Here is a 951-nt window from a genome sequence, read left to right as displayed (position 1 = left end):
AATGTCAGTCAGTCAAACACGCTTTTTGAGTCTGTGCTCACTTGCCGTGTAATGCCAACGCGTACTACCCAAACCTAAATGATGCGTCAGCACATTGGGCCACGATGCATGGTCGTGACCCTGTTATTGAAACTTAAAGCGTCACGCCAGGGCTCAAGGTCGCAGGTAATTCCGTCTCCTGCCCTTCCATGGATGCCATAGGGTAAGCACAGTAATCCGCCGCGTAGTACGCGCTTGGACGAAGGTTGCCTGATGCACCAGGGCCACCAAATGGGGCGTCACCACTTGCGCCCGTCAATTGACGGTTGCGGTTTACGATGCCTGCGCGAATGTGGGCAACAAAGTATTCCCATTCTTGATCGTCTGTTGATACAAGACCTGCCGACAGGCCAAAGCGCGTGTCATTCGCCAGCTCTACGGCTTTATCCAAACCTTCATAGCGCACGACTTGCAGCAGCGGTCCGAAGTATTCTTCATCTGGCAACTCAGCAATGTTAGTCACATCGATGATGCCAGGAGAAACAAACGCCGCCTCTCCAGCTTTCGCTTCAATCAAGCTTTCACCGCCTAGAGATTGCAGGTTTGCTTGCGCATCAAGTATGAACTTCGCCGCAGCCACAGAGATTTGTGGGCCCATAAATGGCGCAGGTTCTGCGAATGGTTGATCCATGCGAATGTTTTTCGTCGCTTCCACCAGCTTAGTGATCAGAGCATCCCCTTTCTCACCAAACGGCACGTATAGACGACGAGCACAAGTACAACGTTGACCAGCACTGATGAATGCCGATTGGATGATGGTGTACACCGTTGCATCCAAATCACCGTAGTTATCAGAGATGACCATCGGGTTGTTGCCGCCCATTTCTAGCGCTAACATCTTGCCTGGTTGACCTGCAAACTGACGATGCAGAATGTGACCCGTGTTCGCACTGCCCGTAAACAGAATGCCAT

General features: G+C 51.7%; 1 protein-coding gene. It reads right to left on the bottom strand.

The window, feature by feature from the left end; all coding sequences use genetic code 11:
- Positions 1-133: 133 nt before the first annotated feature.
- The coding region (locus R7Q46_RS25510) for an aldehyde dehydrogenase family protein (protein ID WP_318077985.1) at positions 134-951 on the bottom strand (818 nt) is incomplete at its 5' end.

The sequence above is a fragment of the Vibrio sp. 811 genome, assembly GCF_033339195.1.
Note: the sequence above shows the minus strand (reverse complement) of the source record. Positions and strands in the feature narration are given on the sequence as shown.